General features: G+C 60.9%; 17 protein-coding genes. 5 read left to right on the top strand and 12 right to left on the bottom strand.

The window, feature by feature from the left end:
* Window positions 1-34 precede the first annotated feature (34 nt).
* Window positions 35-643, bottom strand: coding sequence for a nicotinamide riboside transporter PnuC (pnuC, locus tag PQR62_RS16610; RefSeq protein WP_408159099.1), 609 nt, complete (start codon window positions 641-643; stop codon window positions 35-37).
* Here pnuC and PQR62_RS16605 point away from each other — a divergent pair.
* On the top strand, window positions 642-788 hold the full coding sequence (locus PQR62_RS16605) for a hypothetical protein (RefSeq protein ID WP_408159098.1): 147 nt from the start codon (window positions 642-644) through the stop codon (window positions 786-788). The genes pnuC and PQR62_RS16605 overlap by 2 nt on opposite strands.
* On the opposite strand, the gene ftsB is transcribed toward PQR62_RS16605, so the two are convergent.
* The 11 genes from ftsB to PQR62_RS16550 form a co-directional block, all read right to left on the bottom strand.
* Window positions 785-1,186 (bottom strand): cell division protein FtsB, encoded by a 402-nt coding sequence (gene ftsB, locus PQR62_RS16600; RefSeq protein ID WP_408159097.1) that lies wholly within the window; start codon window positions 1,184-1,186, stop codon window positions 785-787. The two genes, PQR62_RS16605 and ftsB, sit on opposite strands and share 4 nt — an antisense overlap.
* Before the next feature lie 56 nt (window positions 1,187-1,242).
* The gene (gene eno, locus PQR62_RS16595) at window positions 1,243-2,526 is read right to left on the bottom strand and encodes a phosphopyruvate hydratase (RefSeq protein ID WP_408159095.1); all 1,284 of its coding nucleotides are present in this window, start codon (window positions 2,524-2,526) and stop codon (window positions 1,243-1,245) included.
* Between the two features lie 176 nt (window positions 2,527-2,702).
* Entirely contained in the window at window positions 2,703-3,557 is an 855-nt protein-coding gene (kdsA, locus tag PQR62_RS16590) for a 3-deoxy-8-phosphooctulonate synthase (protein ID WP_408159094.1), read from the bottom strand.
* Window positions 3,554-5,209 carry a CTP synthase gene (gene pyrG, locus PQR62_RS16585; RefSeq protein ID WP_408159093.1) on the bottom strand — a complete coding sequence of 552 codons (1,656 nt, stop codon included), beginning with the start codon at window positions 5,207-5,209 and terminating at the stop codon, window positions 3,554-3,556. Before pyrG ends, kdsA begins: the two co-directional genes overlap by 4 nt.
* Window positions 5,210-5,370: 161 nt before the next feature.
* Window positions 5,371-6,174, bottom strand: a complete 804-nt coding sequence (locus PQR62_RS16580) for an alpha/beta fold hydrolase (RefSeq protein WP_408159092.1) — start codon at window positions 6,172-6,174, stop codon at window positions 5,371-5,373.
* A gap of 206 nt (window positions 6,175-6,380) precedes the next feature.
* On the bottom strand, window positions 6,381-8,870 hold the full coding sequence (locus PQR62_RS16575; RefSeq protein ID WP_408159091.1) for a DNA internalization-related competence protein ComEC/Rec2: 2,490 nt from the start codon (window positions 8,868-8,870) through the stop codon (window positions 6,381-6,383).
* A 3-nt stretch (window positions 8,871-8,873) separates the two neighbouring features.
* Window positions 8,874-9,680, bottom strand: a complete 807-nt coding sequence (locus tag PQR62_RS16570; protein WP_408159090.1) for a TatD family hydrolase — start codon at window positions 9,678-9,680, stop codon at window positions 8,874-8,876.
* A 359-nt stretch (window positions 9,681-10,039) separates the two neighbouring features.
* On the bottom strand, window positions 10,040-11,212 hold the full coding sequence (gene argE / locus PQR62_RS16565; protein ID WP_408159370.1) for an acetylornithine deacetylase: 1,173 nt from the start codon (window positions 11,210-11,212) through the stop codon (window positions 10,040-10,042).
* Between the two features lie 90 nt (window positions 11,213-11,302).
* Window positions 11,303-11,941, bottom strand: coding sequence for a hypothetical protein (locus tag PQR62_RS16560; protein WP_408159089.1), 639 nt, complete (start codon window positions 11,939-11,941; stop codon window positions 11,303-11,305).
* Window positions 11,942-11,951: 10 nt separating this feature from the next.
* A complete protein-coding gene (gene lolD, locus PQR62_RS16555; protein WP_408159369.1) occupies window positions 11,952-12,662 on the bottom strand; it encodes a lipoprotein-releasing ABC transporter ATP-binding protein LolD in 711 nt (236 codons plus the stop codon).
* 25 nt (window positions 12,663-12,687) lie between these two features.
* Window positions 12,688-13,953 (bottom strand): lipoprotein-releasing ABC transporter permease subunit, encoded by a 1,266-nt coding sequence (locus PQR62_RS16550; RefSeq protein ID WP_408159088.1) that lies wholly within the window; start codon window positions 13,951-13,953, stop codon window positions 12,688-12,690.
* Window positions 13,954-14,451: 498 nt separating this feature from the next.
* On the opposite strand from PQR62_RS16550, the gene PQR62_RS16545 reads away from it, so the two are divergent.
* From PQR62_RS16545 to PQR62_RS16530, 4 genes are all read left to right on the top strand, one after another.
* Window positions 14,452-16,620: an ATP-dependent helicase gene (locus PQR62_RS16545; RefSeq protein WP_408159087.1), complete on the top strand. Its 2,169-nt coding sequence runs from the start codon at window positions 14,452-14,454 to the stop codon at window positions 16,618-16,620.
* A gap of 178 nt (window positions 16,621-16,798) precedes the next feature.
* On the top strand, window positions 16,799-17,869 hold the full coding sequence (locus tag PQR62_RS16540) for a hypothetical protein (RefSeq protein WP_408159086.1): 1,071 nt from the start codon (window positions 16,799-16,801) through the stop codon (window positions 17,867-17,869).
* Window positions 17,866-19,560, top strand: coding sequence for a single-stranded-DNA-specific exonuclease RecJ (gene recJ, locus PQR62_RS16535; RefSeq protein ID WP_408159085.1), 1,695 nt, complete (start codon window positions 17,866-17,868; stop codon window positions 19,558-19,560). Before PQR62_RS16540 ends, recJ begins: the two co-directional genes overlap by 4 nt.
* A gap of 167 nt (window positions 19,561-19,727) precedes the next feature.
* Window positions 19,728-21,464, top strand: coding sequence for a bifunctional diguanylate cyclase/phosphodiesterase (locus PQR62_RS16530; RefSeq protein ID WP_408159084.1), 1,737 nt, complete (start codon window positions 19,728-19,730; stop codon window positions 21,462-21,464).
* Window positions 21,465-21,680: the final 216 nt, after the last annotated feature.

Below are 21,680 nucleotides of genomic sequence, written 5' to 3'. Positions count from 1 at the left end.
TTTGTTGCCTGAGATTTCAAGCGCCAGGCTTTTGCTATGCAGGAAGCGACGCGGCTGCAGACTTGCGCCATTGCCGCCAGCCCTGCATCGCCATCAATACGAACAGCGCGTACAGCAGCGCCGTCAGATGCAGTTGCTTGTAGATATACAGGCCGACATACAGCACATCCACGGCAATCCAGACCAGCCAGTTTTCCAGCTTCTTGCGCGACAACAGAAATTGGCCAACCAGACTACCGGCGGTCAGAAAACCGTCCATGTGCGGCACATCGGTATCGGTGAAGCGCCGCAGGAAATACGACAGCAGCAGAAAACCCAGCACCCAGCACAACAGCATCACTTGCCAGCCGCGCCGGCTCAATACCGACACTTGCAGCGGCTGATGCGCATCACCGCCGCGCAGCCACTGATACCAGCCCCACAAGGACACGGCGACAAACACGAACTGCAGACCGGCGTCGCCGTACAGACGTGAATCGGCAAACACCGCAGCATATAAAACAGAAGAGACGATCGAAAACAGCCAGGCCCAGTGATTCTGGCGGATGTTGAGCCACACTGTCAGCATCGCCAGCACAAAGGAAATCAGTTCCAGCGGCGTGGTGCTCAGGCCCAACAGCGACAAGGGAGTATCGATAGCCATGCAAAACCTGAAGATGCCGAAAAGGCGGCAAGAGAAACGGTGGAAAATCGGAGCAGAAAAGAAAACAGGAACCGGCTTGCATGGTTCCTGCGTGAATCTGTTTGAGCAGCTTGAATCTCTGGCTGACGCTTACGCCGGCAACTAAGGCTTGGATCTGCCGGCTTGTGAACTCACAGGCGGAGCATTCGCGGGAATGGAAACGCTGTTCGGCTCGCCCGATCCCGGCATGAAAGGATTGACTGCATTGGCCGGCGGCAAGGGCTTGCCGGTCGACGGATCAAGAATCTGCACGAACACTTCGTTCTGCTTGATCATGCCCAGCTCGTAACGCGCACGCTCTTCCACCGCGCCCTTGCTTTCCTTGAGATCTTCGACTTCGGATTGCAGCTTGGCGTTGCGCGCCTTGAGCTCGTCGTTCTTCTGACGCGCCTGCTGCACCTGTTTGTCCAGATCGCCGACTTTCAGCCAGCCGCCCTTGCCCAGCCAAAGCGGATACTGGATCAGCACCAGCAGGACCGACAGGCAAAGAATGATGAGGCGCATTGACGCGAGGAGTCAGAGGCTGGCGCTGCAAGCCTGAGCATGCAGCGCCGCCGTTCTTATTTGAGATTGTAGAAAGCCGAACGACCCGGATAGCTGGCGATATCGCCCAGATCTTCCTCGATGCGCAGCAGCTGATTGTACTTGGCCATGCGATCCGAACGCGACATCGAGCCGGTCTTGATCTGCAGCGCGTTCATGCCGACGGCGATGTCGGCAATGGTCGAATCTTCGGTCTCGCCGGAACGGTGCGAGATCACGGCGGTATAACCTGCGCGCTTGGCCATTTCGATGGCGGCGAATGTTTCAGTGAGCGTACCGATCTGGTTGATCTTGATCAGGATCGAATTGGCGATGCCCTTGTCGATGCCTTCTTTCAGGATCTTGGTGTTGGTGACAAACAGGTCGTCGCCGACCAGTTGCACCTTCTTGCCCAGCGTTTCGGTCAACAGTTGCCAGCCGGCCCAGTCGTTTTCGGCCATGCCGTCTTCGATGCTGATGATTGGGTACTTGTCGCACCACGATGCCAGCAGACCGGTCTTCTGTGCCGGTGTCAGCACCATGTTTTCGCCGGCCAGATGATAGTTGCCGTCCTTGAAGTATTCGCTGGCGGCGCAATCCAGGCCCAGAGCGATTTGTGTGCCCGGCTCGTAGCCGGCCTTCTCGATCGCTTCGATGATCAGCTTGATCGCTTCTTCGTGGCTGGAGACGTTGGGAGCAAAGCCGCCTTCGTCGCCGACGGAAGTGGCCAGACCGCGGTCGTGCAGAATCTTCTTCAGGGTGTGGAACACTTCGGCGCCGTAACGGATCGCTTCGCGGAAGCTTGGCGCGCCGATCGGGATGATCATGAATTCCTGGATGTCCAGGTTGTTGTCGGCGTGCGCGCCGCCGTTGATGACGTTCATCATCGGCACCGGCATCTGCATCGAACCGCTGCCGCCGAAATAGCGATACAAGGGCAGGCCGGATTCTTCAGCCGCAGCCTTGGCAACTGCCATCGACACCGCCAGCATGGCGTTGGCGCCCAGGCGGCTCTTGTTTTCGGTGCCGTCGAGATCGATCAGAGTGCGATCCAGGAAAGCTTGCTCATTGGCGTCCAGGCCCATGATCGCTTCCGAGATTTCGGTATTGATATTTTCGCAGGCTTGCAGCACGCCCTTGCCGAAATAACGGCTCTTGTCGCCGTCGCGCAGCTCAATGGCTTCGCGCGAACCGGTGGAGGCACCGGAAGGAACGGCAGCACGGCCCAGTACGCCGGACTCCAGCAGCACGTCGCATTCGACGGTTGGATTACCACGGGAATCGATCACTTCGCGGCCGATAATATCAACGATTGCACTCATTCAACATCTCCATCAATCAAGGTTTTTAAAAACGTGACGGCTGCGCTGCGACGCCTTCCGACCGGCTGAATCCGGCGAATTCATCGTTGATGAATTCGGTACCGTTCAGCAAATTTTCAGCAAGGCGGAAAGGCATGAAGACGAAGCATCAGCTCCGGCTTCCGCTATGACCGCAGTCAGGAAAAATTGTTTTCCAGGAAACCTGCTTTTTTAACCACGCGGTCCAGTTCGACCATGGTGCTCAGCAATTCTTTCATGCGCGCCAGCGGCACCGCATTGGGGCCGTCGGACATGGCTTCGGCCGGGTTCGGATGGGTTTCCATGAACACGCCCGAAATACCGGTGGCGATGGCGGCACGCGCCAGCACCGGCACGAACTCGCGCTGGCCACCCGAGGAAGTACCCTGGCCGCCCGGCAACTGTACCGAGTGCGTGGCATCGAATACCACCGGCGCGCCGGTCTCGCGCATGATCGCGAGGCTGCGCATGTCGGACACCAGATTGTTATAGCCGAAAGACACGCCGCGTTCGCAGGTCATGAAATTATCAACAGGCAGACCGGCTTCCTTGGCTGCCGCGCGCGCTTTGTCGATCACGTTGATCATGTCGTGCGGCGCCAGAAACTGGCCCTTCTTGATGTTGACCGGCTTGCCCGACTGCGCGCAAGCGCGGATGAAGTCGGTCTGGCGGCACAGAAAAGCCGGCGTCTGCAAGACGTCGACCACTTCCGAGACCGGCTTGATCTCGTCGATCTCATGGATGTCGGTCAGCACCGGCACGCCGATCTGCTTCTTCACCTTGGCCAGAATCTCCAGGCCCTTTTCCATACCCAGCCCACGGAAAGAGGTACCCGATGAACGGTTGGCCTTGTCGAACGAAGACTTGTAGATGAAAGGAATGCCCAGCTCGGCGGTGATTTCCTTCAGATAGCCGGCGGTGTCCAGCGCCATCTGTTCGGATTCGATCACACAGGTGCCGGCAATCAGGAAGAAAGGCCGGTCCAGACCGATCTCAAAGTCGCACAGTTTCATGCTTGTCCTTTCGCAGTGGCATCGTGATGCGCCAGCGCAGCCCGGATGAAGGAAATGAACAGCGGATGACCATCGCGCGGCGTCGACTTGAACTCAGGGTGATACTGCACGCCCAGATACCAGGGATGCGCGTTATCGCCGGTGCGTGGCAATTCCATGATTTCGCACAGGTCTTCGCTAGGGGTACGCGCCGATACCACCATGCCAGCCTCTTCCACACGGGTGAGGTAAAAATTGTTGGCTTCGTAACGGTGACGGTGACGTTCGGTCACCTTGTCGCCGTAGATTTCTGACGCCAGCGTACCGGGCTTGATGTCACAGGTCTGCGCGCCCAGACGCATGGTGCCGCCCAGATCCGAATTGGCATCGCGACGTTCGACCTTGCCGTCGTGGTTTTGCCATTCGTCGATCAGCGCGACGACCGGCTGTTCCGTCTCAGGATCGAACTCGGTCGAATTCGCCTTGGGCAGACCCGCCTTGTTGCGCGCATATTCCAGCAGCGCCACTTGCATGCCGAGGCAGATGCCCAGATACGGCACCTGATTTTCACGCGCGAAACGCGCGGCGGCGATCTTGCCTTCCACGCCGCGCTTGCCGAAACCGCCCGGCACCAGAATCGCATCGTACTTGGCCAGATTGGCGGTACCGCTGGATTCGATTTCTTCAGAATCCAGATATTCGATATTCACGCGGCTGCCGGTATGGATACCGGCGTGGCGCAGCGCTTCAGTCAGCGACTTGTACGATTCGGTCAGATCGACATACTTGCCGACCATGCCGATGGTCACTTCGTGCGAAGGATTGTTCTGCGCATCGATCAGCTTGTCCCATACGCTCAGATCGGCGTCGTTGGGCGACAGGCCCAGCTTCTCGCAGATAATGGTATCCAGACCCTGGTCGTGCAGCATCTGCGGAATCTTATAGATGCTATCGGCATCCCACACCGAAATCACGGCGTCGGTAGGGACGTTGGAAAACAGCGAAATCTTGTCGCGTTCGTCGTCAGGGATACGGCGGTCGGCGCGGCACAGCAGCGCGTCCGGCAAGATACCGATTTCACGCAGCTTCTGCACGCTGTGCTGAGTTGGCTTGGTTTTCAGTTCGCCAGCCGAAGCCAGGTAAGGTACCAGCGTCAGATGCACGAAGGCGGCGGCGTTGCGACCGGAGCGCAGGCTCAGCTGACGTGCAGCTTCGAGGAAAGGCAGCGACTCGATATCGCCGACGGTGCCGCCGATTTCCACCAGCGCAACTTCATAGCCTTCAGCGCCGCGATGGATGAATTCCTGAATTTCGTTGGTGATGTGCGGGATGACCTGCACGGTCTTGCCCAGATATTCGCCGCGACGTTCCTTGCGGATCACCGATTCGTAGACCTGGCCGGTGGTGAAGTTATTGACCTTCTTCATCTTGGCAGAGATGAAGCGCTCGTAGTGGCCCAGGTCGAGATCGGTCTCGGCGCCGTCATCGGTGACGAACACTTCGCCGTGTTGCAGCGGGCTCATCGTGCCGGGATCGACGTTGATGTAGGGATCGAGCTTAAGGAGGGTGACTTTCAGGCCGCGCGATTCGAGGATCGCAGCGAGAGACGCGGCGGCAATCCCTTTACCCAGGGAAGACACGACGCCGCCAGTGACAAATACAAACTTGGTCATTACAGATGAGTGCCGAACGGCACGTGCGGGAAATTCAAATTATACCCCAAAGCGCTCGCTTTTTTAATCCCCTTTTACGTGCATCGACGTGCAAATCTGTCTCTGCGCCCGAAAAATATCTGTAATGCAATATGCCGCCGCAACGGCAGCGGCCACTTTCTTTAAGTACCGGCCAGCAGGCTTTGAATCATTTCATGGGTGGCCTGCGCCGCAGGCAACGGCGCCTCCATCGGGAACAGATGGCCGCCTGCGATCTGGCGAAAATGTTGACCGACCAGCCGTCTGGTGGCATCCAGCCCGGCCATCCGGCATTCCGCCGAATCCGCGCCGCCGACGAATCCGATCGGCACCGGATACGGACGCCGCGTCAAGCCGCCCAGATGGTGAGGAATCGTGCGGTAGACCGCCGTTTCCGCCTCGCGCGTGAATTTCAACCTGACCTGGCCGGAATCGTGCGGCTCGATACCGTGCTCTACATAGTCGCGCAGCACCTGCTGCGGCCAGGCCGCGAACATCGCCTTGGCGGCGTAATGTTGATAAGCCGACTCCATGTCCGGCCAGACATTGCGGCGCCGGACCGAGGCCACGGCCGGCGAACGCTTGCTTTCCACTTTGAGCAATTTGGCCATACGCAAGGCCGAGGCGCGCCAGCCTGCCACGATGGGCGAATCCAGCAAGACCACACATCGCGCCAGATCGGGCCGCTTGCGTGCAGCCATCAGCGACAGGATGCCGCCCATGGAATGCCCGACCAGAATCACCGGCGCGGTATAACTGCTTTCCAGCACCTCGACCAACTCTTTGCTCAGCTTGCGCCAGCCGTCATCCACCGGATACTTGGGATTGTGTGCATGCAGCGGCAAGGCGCGCACATCGTAATGCATGCGCAATTGCTGAAAGAACATGCCATAGGTGCCGGAGGGATAGCTGTTGGCATGGGCGAAATGGAGGATGGGCAAACTCATGTTGCGGGCATTCTGGCGATAGCTTCTGAGGGCTTGACATCAAGCTGCGGAATTCAGGCCGCGGCGAGGCGCGAAGAGCAAGCCGCGTACAAGCGGCGTGCAAGCGGCAGACCTGAAAAATGTCAGCATATCAAAACGCCGGCGAACCTGAGCGTGCTTTTTTCCGGCACGAACAATCTGCGACTGAAGCCAGCAATCGCGAGCGGCTAACGCCCGTACCAGTAACGCTGATGTTCGCGCCTGTATTCGCTGGTTTCCAGTTGATCGCCGAAGCTGAAGGTCACCGCGCCCGACTCATCGGTGCGCAGACGGCGTATGCCCAGTTGCCGGTAGCGTTCGACCACCTCCGCCTTGGGATGATTGAAGCGATTGCGATAGCCGACCTGGAACAGCGCGATCTCCGGCCGCACCGCGCGCAGGAACGGCAGTGTCGACGAGGTGCCGCTCCCATGATGCGGCGCCAGCAATACCGTCGATTGCAATTGCTCGGCCAGCGGGCCGTTCACCAATTCATCTTCCTGTATTGCCTCGATATCGCCGGCCAGCAAAATCGACTGCCGGCCGATCTGCACTTTCAATACACAACTGCGCGCATTCGGTCGCCATTTTTCGCTGTCGTAACTGGCGGCGGTCGGATGCAGCATGCTGAAGCCTATGCCATCCCAGTTCCACGACTGTCCCGCCACGCAACGCTGATGGCGCGGCGCCGCTTTGACAATCGGGCTGCTGGCCGACAAGGAGGAATACACGCTGTCGACCGCGATGCCCTTGAAGATCGACAAGGCGCCGCCCGAATGATCGTTGTCATTATGCGAGACCACCACCCGGTCCAGATGGTCGATGCCGCGCGCACGCAGGTAAGGCAGGATCGCGCGGTTGCCGGCATCCGACTGCGGCGTGTAATACGGACCGGTGTCGTACAGCAAGCGATGCCCCGGCGTTTCGATCAGCAAGGCCATGCCCTGCCCGACATCCAGTGCAGTCACGCGCATGCTGCCGTCTTCCGGCGACAGCGGTGCATTCAGCACCAGCGGCAGCCAGCCGAACAGACCCAGCCAGCGTGCCGGCCAGCCGCGCGGCGCCAGCAACAGCACGGTGCCGATCAAGGCCAGCAAGAACATCCACCAGCTCGGCAGGGGCGTTTCCCAGACCGCGAACGGCAGGCTGTCCAGCCATTGCAGGAACATCGCCAGCCACTCCAGTAGTTGGTGCGGCACCAGCAGCACCCACTGCGCCAGCATGCCCGGCAACACGCTGCCCAACAGCGCCAGCGGCGTCACCAGCAAGGTCACCAGCGGAATCGCAATGGCGTTGGCCAGCGGGCTGACCAGCGAATACTGGCCGAACAGCAGCAGCGTCAGCGGCACCAGGCCGAGCGTCACCACGTATTGTGCGTGCGCACCGCTGCGGATGGCGCGCCAGCTCTTGTGCCACCAGCGCGTACGACGCGCAGCACGCATACTCTGCTCGGCCGTCATGCGGCCGACCGAGGCATACAGAATCAAGGCCACGGCGCCGAACGACAGCCAGAAACCGGGCCACAGCACGGCCCAGGGATCGAACAGCAAGACCGCGCCGAGTGCCAGACAGAGAATGGTCGAGACCCGCGTCAGGCGGCCGAACCAGAATGCCAGCCCAACCACGATCAGCATGTATAAAGTGCGCTGCGCCGGCACGCCGAAACCGGCCAGAAACACATAGACCATCGCCGCCAGCAAACCGGCGACGATGCCGACCTTTTGCGCCGGCACCCGCAACGGCAATTGCGCACGCGTGAAGAAGGAACGGCGCCACAGCCAGCTCGCCAGTCCGGCGAACATGCCGGCCAGCAAAGTAATATGGAGCCCGGAAATCGCCATCAGATGGCCGATGCCGGTGCGATTGAAGATGCTCCAGTCGGATTGGCTGATGGCGCGCTGATCGCCGATCACCAGCGCTACCAGCACACCGGCATAGGGCTGATTGGGCAAGGCCGAGAGTATGTGGTCACGCAGCCAGCCGCGACCGTATTCGACGACGTTGGACGGACTCCAGACAAAGGCTTCAAGGCGACGATTGACGCCGACCGCCTGCGCATCGTTGCGCACGTAACCGGTGGCGCGCACATCGTCCTGCAGCAGGAAAACCTCATAATCAAAACCTTCCGGATTGGCATTGCCATGCGGACGTTTCAGGCGCACCTTGAGACGCCAGCGCGAGCCGGGCTGGATTTCATTGATATGCGCCAGACTGCCTGCCGCCAGGCCGGCGCCGCCGGTCTGCTCGCCGTCTTCCACCGGCTGCGCGCGATCGCGGTCGGCATACCAGGCCAGCGACAGACGCGGCGGCACCACCGGCAACTGGCCGTCCTGCACCACCACCTGATCGACATCGAAACGGAAGCGCACGCCGCGATCGACACGATCCGGCAGCCCCGCCACGGTGCCCATGACCACCACGTCGCGCCCTTCCCATGCGGGCGGCAGTTCTTGTTCCAGGTAGTAATGCGCGAAAGCCGCCGCCCACAGAAAGCCGATCCATGCGCCGCAGGTCAGCAATAGCGGAATCCGCAAAAACGGTTGCCAGAATTTCCAGGCGCTCAGACCCAGCAGAACCGCCAGCGTCAGGCCGACCGCATACCACTCCAGCGCGGGCAATTGCGCCTGCATCTGCAACAGAGCCACACCAATGGAGAATCCGAGTATCAGGCTGCGCATGGCTCAGTTCAGCAAGCCGGATGACGCCAGCCGCGGCAGCGCGGCAAGAGCATTGGCGGAAGTCAGTTGCGCCGCTTGCGAAGCAGACATACCGCGCAACTCGGCCAGCACTTCGCCGATGCGCGGAATCTGATCCGGCGTGTTGACGCCCGGCTGTATCCAGGCCGGGGCGATATCGGGAGCGTCGGTTTCCAGCACGATGGCCGAGGCCGGCATCTCCGCCGCCAGTCGGCGTATCTGAAGTGAACGCGGAAAGGTCATGGCGCCGCCGAAGCCCAGTTTGAAATTCAGGGAAATGAAAGTCTCGGCCTGCTGATGACTGCCGTTGAAGGCATGTGCAATGCCGCCCGGCACCTTGATGCGGCGCAAGTGCTTGAGGATAAGATCCTGCGAACGTCGCACGTGCAGCAGCACCGGCAGCGCAAAGTCGCGCGCCAGCTTGAGTTGCTCGGCGTAGAAATGCTCCTGCTTTTCCTGCATCTCGGGCGTTTTCAGCTCGGGCACGAACAGATCCAGACCAATTTCACCGATGGCCACAAACAGCTTGTCGCCCAGTGCCTGCTCGACCTTCACGCGCAGCGCCAGCAGATCGCTCTCATCGGCGCGCGGCACATACAGCGGATGAATACCGAGCGCATACACGCAGTTGCCTGCCTGCGCCGCCAGTTGCGCTACTGCCGCAAAATTGGCGCGTTCGACCGCCGGAATGACAATCGCCGACACGCACTGCTCCCCCGCGCGCGCGGCAACCGCGGCGTTTTCACCGGAAAATTCGCCGGCATCCAGATGGCAATGCGTATCGACCCACATGGCAGTCATTCAGTAAAAAAGATAAACCCTGGCTAAAACCCAGACCGCGCAGCAACATGCACACCACAAGACAAGGCAGACAAACGGTAACAACTGACAAGCAAAAAACATGCTGAATCTGCCGCTGTCGCCGTCGTCATTCTGATGGCAGGCGTAAGGTTACAGAAAATCCGGCAATGCCACCGTCTTAACAAACGTAAAGAATGGCAACCTCAGGTGAATATGTGTGATCGCTGGCGGAAAAACGCGACGCCAAAAACAATGCGGGCGCATATCGGACGCGCCCGCATGTGAATATCGTTCAAGCCTGAGCAGCCTGAAAGCCGCTCAGCCCCGCAGACGATACGCCCCGTTCAGACTCAGGCCGTTTGCAGCGAACGTCCCAGCTTGCGCAGGAAATCTTCGCAGCGTTCCAGTTGGGCGATCGGTACATATTCATTCGGTTTGTGTGCATTGCCGATGTCGCCGGGACCGCAGACGATGGTCGGAATACCGATCTGCTGGAACAGGCCGGCTTCGGTCGCGTAGGCCACCTTGCGCTGTTCGCGGTCGCCGGTCAGGGCACGCACCAGTGCGGTGATGGCTTCCTGCTCGGCGGTTTCCAGCGCCGGGCTGCCGGCGATGGTGGAGATGTCGATGCGCGCATCCGGGTATTCCTTCTGCATCTTCGGCAGCAGTTCTTCGCGCGCATAGCGCTCGACCTGGGCCTGAATTTCCTTGGCCGACATGCCCGGCAGATTGCGGAATTCATAGGTGAATTCGCACAGATCGGGAATCGTGTTGATCGCAATGCCGCCGCGAATCTGATTGGTGGTCATGGTGGTGAACGGCACGTCGTACAGCTGATCGTAGGGGCCCTTGGCCTTGTACGCATCGGCAAAGTCGCGGATCGCACAGATCAGGCGCGCCGAGTGCTCAATCGCGTTACAGCCCTGGGGCGTCAGCGAGGAGTGGGCGGAACGGCCATGCACCTTGCAATTGAAGACATTGATGCCCTTGTGCGCCACCACCACCTGCATGCTGGTCGGTTCGCCAACCACGCAGCCGTCAACCTTGATACCGCGCTTCTGGATCTCTTCCAGCATGGCCGGCGCGCCCACGCAGCCGATTTCCTCGTCGTAGGAAAACGCCAGATGGATGGGACGCAGACGCGGCATCTGCAGAAACTCCGGCGTCAGCGCCAGCGAAGCGGCGATGAAGCCCTTCATGTCGCAGCTGCCGCGGCCGTACAGCGAACCGTCTTTTTCGGTCAGCTTGAACGGGTCTGTCGCCCAGTCCTGGCCATCCACCGGCACCACGTCGGTATGCCCGGACAACACGATGCCGCCCTGAGTATTGCCGGCTTCCGGGCCGGCAGTCGCCGGCAGCGTGGCGAACAAGTTGGCCTTGGTGCGTTCCTTGTTGTGCGCAAACCAGGGCGTGATGCCCTGTTTTTCCAGACTGTCACGCACGGTGGTGATCAGCTCCAGATTCGAATTGCGGCTGGTGGTATCGAAGGCGACCAGCGCCTCCAGCCATTCACGTGTATTCATCATGATGTCGCTACTCAGTTAAATGAATTGAATAAATAAATAAATAAATAAATGACAAAGGCCTGCACTGTCTTTGCCAGCATGCTGCGATTATGGCTCAGGCTGTTCGTTGGTCTGATCCATGACTTGCATTTGTTCTGACGGCTGCGTCGGCTGAGCCGCCGGCTCGGGCAAGGCTTGCACCGAAACGCCGGCAGCCGCAGGGACAGCCGCTGCCGGCGCTGGCGCGGCCGCACCGTCAACCCTGACCATCCAGGCCGCAAACTGACGGCCCAGCGATTCAGCGACGATTTCAAGAATCGAGCAGGTGCCACGCATACCGCCCAATAAGCCACCACGCGAATGCTCACGGCGGACCGCCGTCTGTATGACCAGCCCGTCCAGCAGCAGGTCGGCACGCACCGTCATCGCTTTGGACCCGCTCCAGCCACCACCGCCGTAACCCTGCACGCTCAGAATCGTCAGCTTCAGTGCCCGCCCCTTGTCAAGCCGGGCCATATCCTTCGACTGCAAGGTATCGGGAAACTTCTCCGCCACCTTCTGGAACACATGATTGCCCAGGATAGTATCCAGCGCGCATTCTTCTCTGATACGCGGCTCGACCGGCGCACGCTCGTCAAACGCGGCCGGCACCTGCACCAGCAATGTTTCTTTCGCTTGCACACTCGTGCTCGCACCGACCATCAACACCCCCGCCAGTACGATTCCCCATCTATTTTTCTTGTTCAAGCCTGTTCCCCTACACGGATGGTTCCAAACCCTTTTCAGACAGCTTCAGCACACGGCCGCAGCGCACGGCGAGGTCATTGTCATGCGTCACGATGACGAAGGCAGTGCCCAGCGTCTGCGACAGTTCTATCATTAATTCGAAAGTCTTGTCGGCGGTGGCCCGATCCAGGTTGCCGGTCGGCTCATCGGCCAGCACGCAGGCCGGTTGCGTCACCAGCGCGCGCGCCAGCGCCACGCGCTGCCGTTCGCCGCCGGATAATTCGCCCGGCACGTGCGTCACGCGCGACTCCAGCCCGACCCGCACCAGCATTTCGCGCGCCTGACGCTGTGCTTCGTCGCGCTTGACGCGACGGATCATCAGCGGCATCGCCACGTTGTCGAGCGCAGAAAATTCCGGCAGCAGATGGTGGAACTGATAGACGAAACCCAAGGTGCGATTGCGCAGATCGCCGCGTACCGATTCACTCAGGCTGGCGAAATCCTTGCCCTGCAAGCTCACATTGCCTGAGCTTGGCGTATCCAGTCCGCCCAGCAGATGCAGCAGCGTCGACTTGCCGGACCCGGAAGCGCCGACGATCGCGACTTGCTCGCCCGCGTACACATCGATATCAATGCCGCCCAGCACCTTCACCGAATAACGGCCCTGGGTAAAAGTCTTGCCCAGGCCGCGGCAGCTCAGCACCACGCTATCGCTCTGTTTTTGCGTCAAGACACTCTTCATTTCATTATTCACGTCGCTCTTCACTTCACTCATAGCGCAATGCCTCCGCCGGTTTGACGCGCGCTGCCGACCAGCTCGGATACAGCGTCGCCAGGAAGGCCAGCACCACGGCTACGCCACCAATCGTATAAACGTCGGACCAGATCAAGTCGGACGGCAACTCAGAAATCACATAGATACTCTTGGGCAAGAACTGCACATGAAACATGCGTTCGATGAACGGCACCACGACGTCGATATTGAGCGCCACCACGATGCCCAGCAACACGCCGATACCGGTGCCGATCAGGCCCACCAGCGCGCCCTGGATCATGAAGATCTTCATGATCGATCCGGGCGAAGCGCCCAGCGTACGCAGGATGGCGATGTCGGGCTGCTTGTCCGTCACGGTCATCACCAGCGTCGATACCAGATTGAAGGCCGCCACCGCGATGATCAGCGTCAGGATGATGAACATCATGCGTTTTTCAGTCTTCACCGCCGCGAACCAGTTGCTGTTCTGCTGCGACCAGTCGCGCAGATACAGATTGCCGGTCAGCGTACTGGCCAGTTGCTGGGTCACCTGCGGCGCCTGCAGCATGTCCTTGATGCGCAGACGCAAGCCGGTCGGCGCGTCAAGCCGGAACAAGGTTTCCGCATCTTGCAGATGGATGAAGGCCAGCGAGGAATCGAACTCGTAATGCCCGGCCTCGAAGATACCGCCCACCGTGAATTGCTTGAGACGCGGCAACACGCCGGCCGGCGTCACCTGGCCCTGCGGCGCAATCAGCGTGACCTTGTCGCCCAGCCCCACGCGCAAGCCGCGCGCCAGTTCGCCGCCCAGCACGATATTGAATTCGCCCGGTTTAAGCGAATCGAAGCTGCCCTGCTTGATCTGCTTGACCACATCGGAGACCTTGGGCTCTTCGGCCGGCTCCACGCCGCGCACCATCACGCCGCGCACGTTGTCGTCGCGCGTCATCATGGCCTGCGCCGAGACGTAGGGCGCAGCGCCCATCACTTCTTTATTGTTGAACGTCTGCTTGGCAACTTCAGCCCAGTTCGGCATGGCGCCGGAGGCATCGAATACTTCGATGTGCGGCAGCACCGACAGCATGCGGTCGCGCACCTCTTTCTGAAAGCCGTTCATCACCGACAGCACTACGATCAGCGCGGCCACGCCGAGCGCAATGCCGGCCATTGAAATCAGGGAAATGAAGGAAATGAAACTGTTGCGGCCGCTGCGTTTGCCGGCGCGGGTGTAGCGAATGCCGACCAACCATTCGAACGGCAGATTTTTTATCAAACTCAAACTATCGCTCCCTGTCAGGGCTGTAAAAATTATATAAAAAGAATTCCAGGCAAAGCTCAACACCAGGCATTCAGAGCCCGTTTCAGGATGGCCATCATCAGCACCGATGGCGATCGCAGGCCATTGCATCCGGCGGCATACATTGCCCAAAAGAAATTATCGGCAAGCCCAAATTAAGCCCATCGACAATCCGGATAAACCGCGCAGTTTGCCACAGAATGGCAATCACAGACGCGACGACAACAGCCATGCATAGATCAGCGGCGAGGAAGGAGGTTCTCGGCCCGCGCAGATATCGGCAGCCCGAGCTGCAGCGCTTGCTTGCGGGCAAATCCGCTGAAACAAAAAATATGGCGCAAACCATTGCAGGAACAACTGGTTAAATATACAGTGCCGAACACAGCTCCAAGCTGCCCGGCGAACCACAAAAATAATATGAACCAGGCAACCATTTAATAAAGATTGATGCGCCATCCGGCGCTGACCTGCTCCCAGATCATGGATTCAACGCTCGCCGCCGATATCATCACTAGCGTCACTCCCGTCACTACCGCCGCCGGCGCCACGGCCGGCGATGCCAGTACCGCACAGGAAAAATCCGGCGATCCGTTCGCCGCGCTCAATCCAGAGCAGCGACAGGCGGTCGATCACGATATCGGCAAGGCCTTGTCGCAACAGCAGCCGCTCCTGATCGTGGCCGGCGCCGGTTCCGGCAAGACCAATACCCTGGCACACCGGGTCGCCAATCTGATTCTGAACGGCGCCGATCCGCAACGCATCCTGCTGCTGACCTTTTCCCGCCGCGCCGCCTCCGACATGGGGCGCCGCGTCGGCCAGGTGATGCAGCGCGTGCTCAAGCTGGGCGCGACCGCCGCGCCGCCCGGCCTGCCCTGGTCAGGCACCTTTCACAGTATCGGTGCGCGGCTGCTGCGCGATTACGCGGTACAGATCGGACTGGAAGAAAACTTCACCATCAATGACCGTGGCGACTCGGAAGACTTGCTTGGCCTGCTGCGGCATGAGATGGCGCTCTCCTCCACCGAAAAACGCTTTCCGCTGAAAGGCACTTGCCTGGCGATCTATTCGCGCGTGGTGAACAGCCGCGACGATCTCTCCACGGTGCTGAACAAACAGTTTCCCTGGTGCCGCGAATGGGAAAAGGAATTGGGCGAACTGTTCGAGCGCTATGTCGATGCCAAGCAAGAACAGCATGTGGTGGACTATGACGACCTGCTGCTGTTCTGGGCCGAGATGCTGAGCGACGCCGAACTGGCGCAATTGCTCGGCGCGCGTTTCGATTACGTGCTGGTAGACGAGTATCAGGATACCAATCGCCTGCAGGCCGACATCCTGCGCCGCCTGAAACCGGACGGCGCCGGCGTTACGGCTGTCGGCGATGACGCGCAGTCGATCTACTCTTTCCGCGGCGCCACGGTGCGCAACATTCTCGACTTCCCGCAGCAGTTTTCACGTCCTGCCCGGCTGGTCACGCTGGAGCGCAATTACCGCTCGACCCAGCCGATTCTGGCGGCCTCCAATGCGGTGATCGAGCAAGCCATGGAACGCCACACCAAGACGCTGTGGAGCGACAAGGTCTCCTCGCAGAAGCCGCAACTGATTCTGATCCCGGACGAGGTCGAGCAGGCGCGCTGGGTTGCCAATCGCGTACTGGAACATCGCGAAGCCGGCATGACGCTGAAGTCGCAGGCGGTACTGTTTCGCACTTCCAGTCACAGCGCTGCGCTGGAACTGGAACTGATCCGGCGCAATATTCCCTTCGTCAAATTCGGTGGCCTGAAATTTCTGGAAAGCACGCACATCAAGGATCTGCTGGCGCTGCTGCGGCTGGCGCACAATCCCAACGGCCGCATGGCTGGATTCCGCGTGCTGCAACTGATTCCCGGCGTCGGCCCCGCCACCGCCAGGAAGGTACTGGATCAGATGGCGATCGCCGGCGATCCGGTCGACGCCTTGCAGAACTTCACACCGCCGGCCAACATCGCGCTGGAATGGCAGGCCTTCGCCGACACCTACGACCTGATGCGACGCGCCGGCAGGCAATGGCCGACCGACCTCAATGCGGCACGCGACTGGTATCTGCCGCAACTGGAGCACAAATACGAAGACCCGGTGGCGCGCAGCGCCGACATCGAACAGTTGACGCAACTGGCGGCCGGCTACGCCTCGCGCGAAAAATTCCTGACCGAAATCACGCTTGATCCGCCGGAAGCCAGCAGCGATTTCGCCGCCCCGCCGTATCGCGATGAAGACTATCTGACGCTCTCCACCATCCATTCCGCCAAGGGCCAGGAATGGCGCTCGGTGCATCTGTTGAACGCGGTGGACGGCTGCCTGCCGTCCGACCTGGCCAGCGGCAACGAAGCCGAACTGGCCGAAGAACGCAGGCTGCTGTACGTCGCCATGACGCGCGCCAAGGAACATCTGCACATCATCACGCCGCAGCGCTTCTACGTCACCCAGCAGACGCCGCAGGGCGACCGCTACATGACGGCGATCCGCACCCGCTTCATCACGCCGCGCATGCTGCCGCATTTCGAACACAGCACCTGGGTCTCGGCGGAACAGAACGGCTCCGGCACGCCGGTGCCGGACAGCGTCAAGATGCTGGTGCGGCAGCGTGCGAAGAATGCCTGGAAGAAAAATTGATCAGGCTGGCGGCGTGAAAACGCTGCCGTTTTTGATGTTCAGGCTGGCCGCATGCAATTCCGCAAGCGCATTTGCATCGTCTGGCGTAGATCGCCCGGTCCCAGCCCGCTAGCTGCCGCAATCACCCGGCCGCGCTGCCGTCCCGCCAAGCTGCGCCGCATGCCCTACAATGTCGGCCATGAATCAACTCGACATTCTTTTACCTTTTTCTCTGCCGCCGGCGCCTATGGCGCGCGATCTGCTGCGTCAATGCAAGGCGCCGGCGCTGGCGATGCTGCTGGCACGCGGCACGGCCGCCGCCGCGCCGCGTGCTTTCGATCCTTTTTCGCGTGCCCTGCCGCATGAGCATTGGCTCAGCGAGCGCTTTGGCCTGCCGCGTCTCGCGCAGGACAGCAGCCCGGCCGCCGCCGCTGCGCTGATGCGCGCACTTGGCCATGCACCGGCCGCCGGTCTGTGGTTCGTGCTGCATCCGGCGCATATTCACGTGGCGCGCGATCATCTGGTGCTGACCGACATCGGCCAGCTGCAACTCGACCACGCACAGTCGCAACGCCTGTTCGCCGCCGCCCAGCCCTTGTTCACCGAAATAGGACACGAGCTGGTGTATGGCGACGCCAGCACCTGGTTCTTTCGTGCCGATGACTGGGTAGGCCTGCGCACCTCCACGCCGAGCGCCGCCAGCGGCCGCAATGTCGATATCTGGATGCCGGAAGGCCCGGGCGAGCTGGCCTGGCGCAAATTGCAAAACGAAGTGCAGATGCAATGGTTTGCCGATGCCATGAACGAAGAACGCGAGATGCAGGGCATGAAGGCCGTCAACTCGCTGTGGATCTGGGGCGGCGCCGATGCCGCGCAAGCTGCGTTCAAAACGCCCTATGCCGCCAGCCTCGGCATGCGCGGCTGGATGCAAGCCTTTGCCGCTCAGACCGATGCGGCAGATCAGGCTGCCGCTACTGCCTTGCCGGCAGGTCAGCTGGCTGAACTGCTCAGCCTCAAAGGTGAACGTCTGCTGCTGCTGGATCAATTGATCGAAGCGGCATTGGCCGAGGAATGGGGTCTGTGGCTGCAAAGCATGGAAACCCTGGATCGCGAATGGCTGGCGCCGCTGCTGCAGGCACTGCGCGACGGCCAGCTCGACGCCATCGGCCTGGTATTGACCGGCTCCGAACAATTGCTGCATCTGCAGACCACCCGCGGCAGCTTGCGCAAATTCTGGCTTAAACCCTCGTTGTCGACACTCTCCGCATGATCCGTATCGCTACCCGAGCTTATGCTCCACATGACGCCGACCGTCTGATCGCCGACGGCGTCCACCCCGTGCTGGCGCGTGTCTACGCCGCGCGCGGCCTGCTGCATGCCAAGGAACTGCAGAGCGAACTGAACTCGCTGATCGCGCCGTCCGGTCTGCTGCATATCGATGCCGCCGCCAGCTATCTGGCGGACGCCATCGCAGCCCAAAAGAAAATGGTGATCGTGGCCGACTATGACTGCGACGGCGCCACCGCCTGCGCGGTCGGCCTGCGCGGCTTGCGCAGCCTGGGCGCGCACGTCGATTACATCGTGCCCAACCGTTTTGAATACGGCTACGGCCTGACGCCGGAAATCGTCGAGCTCACCATCCGCGAAAAAGCGCCCGACATCATCGTCACTGTCGACAACGGCATCGCCAGCATCGACGGCGTTGCGGCGGCCAAGGCGCGCGGCATCGACGTCGTGGTCACCGATCACCACTTGCCCGGCGATGCGCTGCCGGACGCGCGCGTGATCGTCAATCCGAACCAGCCGCAATGCGGCTTCCCCAGCAAGAATCTGGCCGGCGTCGGCGTGATGTTTTACGTACTGCTGGCGCTGCGTGCAGAAATGCGCAAGCGCGGCGTCTTCGATGCGCAAACCCAGCCACGTCTTGATGCGCTGCTGGATCTGGTGGCGCTCGGCACGGTCGCCGACGTCGTCAAGCTGGACGCCAACAATCGCATTCTGGTGGCGCAGGGCCTCAAGCGCATGCGCAGCGGCCGCATGCACGCAGGCATCGCTGCGCTGTTCCGCGCCGCCGGCCGTGAAGCGCGACGCGCCACGCCTTTCGATCTGGGCTTTGCAGTCGGCCCGCGCCTGAACGCCGCCGGCCGGCTGGCCGACATGTCGCTCGGCATAGAATGCCTGACCACCGACGACGAAGGCCGCGCCTGGGCCATCGCCCAGCAACTGGACGGCATCAATCGCGAGCGGCGCGACATCGAAGCCGGCATGCAGGACACCGCGCTCAATCTGCTGGACGATTTCAATCCGGCCGACCGCCGCACCATCGCCGTCTTCGATCCATCCTGGCATCAGGGCGTGATCGGCATCGTGGCCTCGCGCCTGAAGGACAAGTTCTATCGCCCTACCATTACCTTCGCGCCCGGCGATGAAGGCTTCATCAAGGGCTCCGGCCGCTCGATCCCCGGGTTTCATCTGCGCGATGCGCTGGATCTGGTCTCCAAGCATGCGCCTTCGGTGATCACCAAATTCGGCGGCCACGCCATGGCGGCCGGACTGACGATTCACGCGCATGCGCTGGAGGCGTTTTCTGAAGCCTTCGAAGCCGTGGGCCGCGACTGGCTCACACAGAATCAGCTGGAGCGCGTGATCGAAACCGATGGCGTGCTGGAAGACGCGTATTACTCGGTGCAATTCATCGGTGTCATGGACGATCAGGTCTGGGGCCAGGGCTTTGCGCCGCCGGTCTTCTGCGACCGTTTCCGCGTGCTGAATCAGCGCATCCTGAAAGAGAAGCATCTGAAGCTGCTGCTGGAAAAGGATGGCCAGAAATACGACGCGATCTGGTTTGGCCATGCCGACGCTCTGCCTGACTATGCCCGCGTGGCGTTCCGCCTCGACGCCAATGAATACAACGGCGTGACCAAGGTGCAATTGATGGTGGAGCACGCCGAGCCGGCTTGATGCCGTGCGGCAAGAGCATTGTTGTTGCGGTACAAAAACAATTCCTGCCGACAAAACTCGCGCCGGGTGGCACAATGACGATGCCGTCGGCGCGCGCCCGACAAGGGGAACATCGCGCAGACGGTTGGACATTTTGACCGGCAAGACAACAATACCAACCGCCATCGATGAAAATCCGCCGCTTCGGCAACAGCCTGTTTACCCGCCTTGTGCTGTTCGGCATCGGCATCGTCATTTCCACTGCGATCCTGCGCTTCTACTTTCTGCGTGACTTTCTCGAAACCGAGCAAAGCGCAGTAGTCGCCCGGCAACAAAGCATCATTGCCAGTTATCTGGCCCAGGACATCGGCTATCGCACCGAGGAGCGGCGTCATTTCCTCGAACGTCTTGCAACACAGGTGCCGCCCGGATTATTGAACGATCCCGCAGCGCTGCGCGAATGGTTGCGCGAGCATCAGGAGCTACAACCGCTGTTTGCGCAAGGTCTGTTCTTCGCCAATACCGACGGTGTAATCGTGGTGGACTATCCCACCATGAACGGCCGCCGTGCGATTTCACTCACCTCCTATCCTGACTACACACGTGTGCTCGACGGCGCAACCGTCATCGGCGATCCTTTGCTGAGCCCGGCCTCGGCGCGCCCCATCCTGCCGATGATGGCGCCGGTACGCAACGCCGAAGGCAGAATCAGCGGCATTCTGGGCGGCACCACCGAACTCAACGCGACAGGTTTTCTCGACCATCTGCAACGAGCTCAACTCGGCCCTTCCGGCGGCTTCATGCTGATATCGCCGTCACGGCGCCTGATCATTGCCTCCAGCAATCCGGCATCGGTCTTCAATTCGCTGCCGCCGACCGGCACGGATCTCTTGCTGGATCGCGCATTGACGGGTTTCCGCGGCAACGGCGTTGGCCGCGATCAACATGGGGTTGATGAGATCAAGGCCTTTGCTTCAGTGCCCGGCACCGATTGGATAGTAGTTGCCTGCTTGCCGCTGGCAGCCGCCGTGCCGACAGCAGCTCATATGCGCGAACTGATCACGCGCGGCGCAATGATGCAAGGCGGTGTGATTTTTGTGATCATCGTGCTGGCCTATCTCTGGTTCTTCCGCCGCTTGCGGCGCGCCGCCGATCTGGCCGACAAGATGACGCGCGGCGAAATCCCGCTGTCGCCGCTGCCGGTGGTAAGGCGCGATGAAGTCGGGCATCTGACCATGGCCTTCAATGGCTTGCTGGCGCGGCTGAAGATGCATCAATCCGAGCTGCAGCATCAGGCCCACCACGACGTGCTGACCGGCCTGCCCAACCGCATCATGCTGGCCGAACGCATGCAGCAGGCACTGGCGCGGGCCGGCCGCGAAAATACCGGCATTGCCCTGCTCTACCTCGATCTGGATGGTTTCAAGCCGATCAACGACACACTGGGGCATCAGGCCGGCGATCTGGTGCTCAAGGAAATCGCTCAGCGCCTGCGCCAGGTAGCGCGCCACAGCGATACGCTGGCGCGGGTGGGCGGCGACGAATTCGTGCTGCTGGCGACCGACCTCGGTCAGCCGCTGGAAAACGGTACGCGCGCCTTGGCCGAGAAATGCATCAAGGCGGTTTCAGAACCCTTGCGACTGGCACACGGCGATCGACAGTTGGGCGTCTCGATCGGCATCGCGGTCTGCGACGGCCGCTGCGACGCCGATGCCTTGCTGCAAGCGGCAGACAAAGCCATGTACCACGCCAAAGCGCAAGGCCGGGGCCGCTATGTAATCGCCGCCAACGGCATCGGCTGCGGGCATTCCAGCATCGTCGCCGGTGCAACTACCGAAGCGGCGCCGCAGCCGCACCATCCGCTCCCCGGCTCACCTCTGCCCGGCGGAACCTCACCCGGCTCGGGCCTCTCGCCGGGGCACTGATCCGGCACCAGGCCGGCTCGCCAGACACCTCCGGCATCATCCCTGACGTTCCGCCCGCAGCCTGCGATGCCAGCTGCTCGGGTGCGGGCGCGTCGCCCCGCGATCGCGCATTGCTCTCTAATTCCCCTCTTCTCGCGCGGAAAACGCGTATCCAGATACGGTTGCCTGCCTTTCCAAACGAATTGAATTGGGCGCTTTTCTATCGGCAGGCCAATT

The sequence above is a fragment of the Herbaspirillum lusitanum genome, from assembly GCF_046025995.1.
In the GTDB taxonomy this organism is placed as follows: domain Bacteria; phylum Pseudomonadota; class Gammaproteobacteria; order Burkholderiales; family Burkholderiaceae_D; genus Herbaspirillum; species Herbaspirillum lusitanum_A.
Note: the sequence above shows the minus strand (reverse complement) of the source record. Positions and strands in the feature narration are given on the sequence as shown.